Source organism: Falsiroseomonas sp. RANM36, from assembly GCF_056682175.1.
Map to the genome: position 1 here is coordinate 197,324 of NZ_JBWXTD010000005.1, position 5,441 is coordinate 202,764.

At 74.3% G+C, this 5,441-nt stretch carries 7 protein-coding genes; 6 read left to right on the forward strand and 1 reads right to left on the reverse strand.

The genetic code is table 11. From position 1 onward, the window contains the following. From AC1MIR_RS18865 to AC1MIR_RS18880, 4 genes are all read left to right on the forward strand, one after another. A partial coding sequence (locus tag AC1MIR_RS18865) for a PDZ domain-containing protein (RefSeq protein WP_480029729.1) occupies positions 1-337 on the forward strand: 337 nt, incomplete at its 5' end. A 70-nt stretch (positions 338-407) separates the two neighbouring features. Next, positions 408-1,085, forward strand: coding sequence for a winged helix-turn-helix domain-containing protein (locus tag AC1MIR_RS18870; RefSeq protein WP_480029730.1), 678 nt, complete (start codon positions 408-410; stop codon positions 1,083-1,085). A gap of 160 nt (positions 1,086-1,245) precedes the next feature. After that, positions 1,246-2,532 carry a HAMP domain-containing sensor histidine kinase gene (locus tag AC1MIR_RS18875; RefSeq protein ID WP_480029731.1) on the forward strand — a complete coding sequence of 429 codons (1,287 nt, stop codon included), beginning with the start codon at positions 1,246-1,248 and terminating at the stop codon, positions 2,530-2,532. Positions 2,533-2,612: 80 nt separating this feature from the next. Further along, positions 2,613-2,873, forward strand: a complete 261-nt coding sequence (locus AC1MIR_RS18880; protein WP_480029732.1) for a hypothetical protein — start codon at positions 2,613-2,615, stop codon at positions 2,871-2,873. A gap of 44 nt (positions 2,874-2,917) precedes the next feature. Here the strand turns inward: AC1MIR_RS18880 and AC1MIR_RS18885 are convergent, their stop codons facing one another. After that, the gene (locus AC1MIR_RS18885) at positions 2,918-3,721 is read right to left on the reverse strand and encodes an IclR family transcriptional regulator (RefSeq protein ID WP_480029733.1); all 804 of its coding nucleotides are present in this window, start codon (positions 3,719-3,721) and stop codon (positions 2,918-2,920) included. 191 nt (positions 3,722-3,912) lie between these two features. Between AC1MIR_RS18885 and AC1MIR_RS18890 the strand changes: the two genes are divergently transcribed. Continuing rightward, positions 3,913-4,647 (forward strand): transporter substrate-binding domain-containing protein, encoded by a 735-nt coding sequence (locus AC1MIR_RS18890; protein ID WP_480029734.1) that lies wholly within the window; start codon positions 3,913-3,915, stop codon positions 4,645-4,647. A gap of 75 nt (positions 4,648-4,722) precedes the next feature. Then, positions 4,723-5,441: DUF2254 family protein (locus AC1MIR_RS18895; protein WP_480029735.1), on the forward strand; the 719-nt coding region annotated here is incomplete at its 3' end.

Sequence of the window (5,441 nt, forward strand, 5' to 3'; positions counted from 1 at the left end):
TATCTGCGCGCCGCGGCGCGCGGGCGGCGGGGTGGAGCGGGGCTGGCTCGGCGCCAGCCTCGAGGACTTCGCGGCCGATGAGCCCGGCCGCCGGCGCAATGCCGGGCGCGGCGTGGTGGTCGCGGGCGTGGTGCGCGGCAGCCCCGCGGCGCGCGCCGGCCTGCGCCCGGGCGACCAGGTGGTGGCGCTGGACGGCCAGCGGATCGACACCTCCCGCGCGCTGGTGCGCAATGTCGCGGCGCTGCCGCCCGGCCAGACCGTCCAGCTCTCCATCCTGCGCGCCGGCCGCCCCGCGGAGGGGCCGGTGCAGGTCGGCCGCCGGCCGGCGGGGCAGTGACGCCGCACGGGGCTAGGAATCGCCGGTGCGACCGCCCTAGGTTTGCACCAGGGGACCGGGAAGACGGACGATGCGAATCCTGCTGGTCGAGGACGATGCCGAAGTTGCCCGCTTCGTCCGCAAGGGGCTGATGGAGGCCGGGCACACGGTGGAGCACGCGCCGAACGGGCGCGACGGCCTGTTCATGGCCGCGTCCGAGCAGTTCGACGTGCTGGTGCTGGACCGCATGCTGCCCGGCGGCGTGGACGGCGTGCGCCTGGTGGAGACGCTGCGCGGCCAGGGCAACCGCACGCCGGTGCTGTTCCTCAGCGCCCTCAATGCGGTGGATGAGCGGGTGAAAGGCCTGAAGGCCGGCGGCGACGACTACCTCACCAAGCCCTTCGCCTTCGCCGAGCTGCTGGCCCGCGTGGAGGCGCTGGGCCGCCGCCCCGCCGCCGAGGTGCCGACCACACGGCTCAAGGTGGCCGACCTGGAGCTCGACCTGCTCTCCCGCACCGTCACCCGCGCCGGGCGCAAGATCGACGTGCAGCCGCGCGAGTTCCGCCTGCTCGAGCACCTGATGCGCCATGCCGGCCAGGTGGTCACGCGCACCATGCTGCTGGAGAAGGTCTGGGACTACCATTTCGACCCGCAGACCAACGTGATCGACGTGCATGTCAGCCGGCTGCGCCACAAGCTGGACAAGGGCTTCGACAAGCCGCTGATCCACACGGTGCGCAATGCGGGCTACATGATCCGCGCCGACTGATCCCGGCGCGGGCGCCGGCAGGAGCCGTCCGATAACACCCCCGCCCTCCGTCGCGCCATCGAGCTTCGAGCCGCCGCTCTTCGGCCTGCTGCGCAGCGCGTCGGGCCGCTTCGCGCTGTTCTTCACCGCCGTCTTCGCCGCCGCCGCGGCCGCCGCGGCGGTGGTTCTGTGGTGGAACACCGCCGGCGCGCTCGACCGCCAGGTGGATGCCGCGATCCGCGCCGACGCGACCGCGCTGCAGGAACGCATGGCCGTCCGCGGCATCCCCGCCGTCGCCGCCGCCATCGAGGACCGGCTGGCGGTGGATGTGCAGAACGAGACGCTCTACCTGCTGCTGGCGCCCGACGGCAGCCGGCTGGCGGGCAACCTGAGCGCCTGGCCGTCCGAGGCCGGCGGCGAGTTCCCCTGGATCCGCATCCCGCTGCAGCGCGACGGCGCGGTGAGCGAGGCACGGCTGTTCCGCGTCGAGCTCGGCGGCGCCCATCGGCTGCTGGTCGGGCGCGACGTGGCGGAGAAGCTGCGCCTGCGCGGCCTGCTGTCGGAAGGCATCGCCTGGGCCGCTTCCGCCTCCGCCGGCTTCGCGGTGCTGGGCGCCTGGCTGCTGCGCCGTTCGCTCGAACGCCGCCTGAACCCGATCTACCGCACCGCGCGCGCGATCTCCGCCGGCGACCTGTCGCGCCGCGTGCCGCTGTCGGAGCGCGACGACGAGTTCGACAAGCTCGGCATCACGATGAACGCGATGCTGGACCGCATCGCGCAGCTGATGGAAGGCGTGCGCGGCGTCTCCGACGCCATCGCGCACGACCTGCGCACGCCGATCGCGCGCGCGCGCGCCAAGCTCGAGGATCAGCTGCACGCCGCGCATGACGAGGAATCGCTCCGCGCGGCGGTGGAGCAGGGCATCGCCGACCTCGACGCGATCGCGCGCGTGTTCCAGGCGGTGCTGCGCATCGCGGAGGTCGAGGCCGGCGCGCGCCGCGCCGCCTTCGCGCCGACCGACCTCGCCCCGGTGCTGGCCGACATCGCCGAGCTCTACGGCGCCGCGGCCGCGGCGCGCGAGCAGCATCTCGGCGTGGACCTGCCGGAGTCGCTGCCGCTGGTCGGCGACCGCGACCTGCTGGCCCAGGCGGTGGTGAACCTGCTGGACAATGCCCTGAAGTTCACGCCGGAGGGCGGCACGGTGCGCCTCTCCGCCCGGCTGGCGGAGGACCATGCGGAGATCGTGGTCGCCGATGACGGCCCGGGCATGCCCGAGACCGACCGCAGCCGCGCGGGCGAGCGTTTCTTCCGCGCCGATGCGGCGCGCACCACCCCCGGCTCCGGCCTCGGCCTGTCGCTGGTGCGCGCGGTCGCGGCGCTGCACCGCGGCGCGCTGCTGCTGCGCGACACCCATCCCGGCGCGACGCTGCCCGGCCTGACGGCGACCCTGCGGCTGCCCACCGGCTGACCGGCGCGGCGGCGGCGCATGTCGCGCCGTTCACCGCGCCGCCACGGCCCGGATCGGCAGCGCCGTGCAGACTGCCCGCCATGCTGCGCATCGGGACCCTGTTGCTCGTCTTGGCGCTGTGCCCGGGCGCCGGCCGGGGCGAGCAGCCGATGCGGGTCACCACCGACAGCTCCGCCAATTGCGCCGAGCTCTCCCAGCGCTTCGCCGCCCCGGCCGCGACCATGCCGGCCTCGGCCGTGGCCATGGCCGAGGAAGGCGAGCGCCTGTGCCAGACCGGCCATGTCCGCACCGGCATCGCGAAGCTGCGCCGCGCGCTGCGCGTGCTCCAGGCCGGCGGGTAGCCGGGCCTTCCCGCCGTCCTCCGGCGTGCCTGCCGGACGCGCGCCTACCAGTCGCCTGCGGAGAGCGAGCGCGAGAGGCCCGCCGCCGCCTCGGTCAGCAACGGCGCGAAATGCCGCACGGCATCGTCGAGCGCGCAGTCGCGGCGGGAGAAGGCGATGTGCATCGCGGCCACAGGCTCGCCCTGCGCGCCGAAGACCGGTGCGGCCAGGGAGGCCCGGTCGGCGAAGATCTGCTCGGCGACGAGCGCGAAGCCGCGGCGCGCCGCCTCGTCCATCCGCGCCATCAGGGCCGGCATCTCCGTCACGGTATGGGGGGTGAAGGCGGGGCGGGGCGAGGCCTCGAGCACCGCCTGGGCGACGGGGCGCGGCATGGCGGCCAGCATCGTGGTTCCGGAGGCGGTGCAGAAGGCGGGCAGCCTGCTGCCGATGGTCACCTGCGCATGCTTGACCGAGTCGGCATGCCGGCGCAGCAGATACAGCACGTCCGTGCCGTCCAGCATCGTCAGGCTCACCGTCTCCAGGGTGCGGCGGCCGAGCTCGCTGAGCCAGGGCCTGCCCCGGTCCACCAGCGTCGCCGAGCGCAGATACATCGCGCCGATCTCGAGGGCGCGCGGCGTCATCGCATAGCGGCGCGTCTTCGGATGCTTCCGCAGATAGCCGAGCTTCTCCAGCGTGTAGGAGAAGCGCTGCGCGGCGCTGCGGTCCAGTCCCGATGCGGCGGCAAGCTCGGTCAGCCCCATCGGCGCAGGGCTGCGCCCGACGGCGAGAAGCACGCGGAACGCCTTCTCCACCGACTGCACATACAGCGGATCCTCGGCCGAGGCGGCCTTGCCTGCGCTGTTGGACATGGGCCTGGCCTCCTGCTTCCAACCGATGGACGGAACCCGTCCTGCTACCACCTCCGATTGCCGAGCCCGCTATCCAAACCCACCCGAACGGATCGGGCAAGGGCGCCGTGGCGATGGCGGCGCGCCGGGGAGGCAATTGCCGCCGCCTGCCGGCCGTCGCACCATTCTACGCAACTGCCAGGGATATCGCCATGTCGCCCGAGATCGTCGCCCAGCTCGCGCCCACCGGGGAATTACGCGCGGGGATCAACCTCAGCAACTTCCTGCTCGTCACCGGCCGCGGCCCTGCCGGCGAGCCGCAGGGCGTGGCACCCGACATGGCCCGCGCCATCGCCGAGCGCCTCGGCGTGCCGGTCCGCTACGTGCCCTATCCCCGCCCGGGGGAGCTTGCCGATGCCGCCGGCACCGGCGCCTGGGACATCGGGCTGATCGGCGCCGAGCCCCAGCGCGCGGAGAAGATCGCCTTCTCCCCCGCCTATTGCGAGATCCAGGCGACCTACCTGGTGCCGCCCGGCTCGGCCATCGCCGCGATGGAGCAGGTGGACCGCCCGGGCGTGCGCATCGCCGTCGCCGCGCGCGCCGCCTACGACCTCTGGCTGGAGCGCAACATCCGCCAGGCGAGCCTGCATCGCGCGCCGACGCTCGATGCGTCCTTCGATCTGTTCCGCGCGGAGGGGATGGAGGCGCTGGCCGGGCTGAGGCCGAAGCTGCTGGAGGATGCGGCGAAGCTGCCCGGATCGCGCGTGCTGGAGGGCCAGTTCATGGCGGTGCAGCAGGCGGTGGGCACGGCGAAGCCGAACGCGGCTGCCGCCGCCTTCCTGCGCGACTTCGTGGAGGAGGCGAAGGCCTCCGGCCTGGTCGCGGCCCTGATCGCGCGCCATGCGGTGCGTGGCCTGTCGGTGGCGCCGGCCGCCCCGCCCGCGTGAACCGCATCCCCCCTGATCCGTTCCCCCTGTGGAGCAGGAGGGACGGATGCAGCGCGGCATATCCGGCGCGGCGCCGTGAACGGCGCCTGGCTGAGACAATTCTGGTCTGACCTGCGGGCGCAGTTCTGGCTGCGCCCGGCGGCCATGACCCTGCTTGGCGGCCTGCTGGCGATGGCGCTGGTGCGGCTGGACGGGGTGGTGCGGCTGCCGGACCGCACCGCCGCCTGGCTCTACGCGGGCGGCGTCGCCGGCGCGCGGGACGTGCTGGGCACGGTGGCCGCCGCCAGCATCGGCGTCGCCGGCACCACCTTCTCCATCACCGTCGCGGCGCTCAGCCTGGCCAGCAGCCAGATGGGGCCGCGGCTGCTGCAGAGCTTCACGCGCGACCCGGGCAACCAATACGCGCTCGGCACCTTCGTCGCGACCTTCGTCTATGCGCTGGTCGCGCTGCGCTCGGTGCGGGAGGCGGGGGAGGGCGCCTTCGTGCCGCAGCTCGCCGTCACCGGCGCGCTGCTGCTGGCGGTCGGCTGCGTGGCGATGCTGGTGTGGTTCATCCACCATGTCGCCACCTCGATCAATGTGGACCACGTGGTCGCGCTGGTGCGTGCGGACCTGGTGGGCGCGCTGCGCGCGCGGGCCGGGGGGGGGGGGGGGGGGCGGGGGCGCCCCCCGCCGCGGGGGCGGCCCCCGGGGGGGGCTGAGCCGGGCGGGCGTTGCGGGCTATTCGGCCAGCGACATCCCGAGCGCAGGCCTCGCGTCCGTCGGAAGCGGGCTCTGATAGGGCTTGCCGCCGG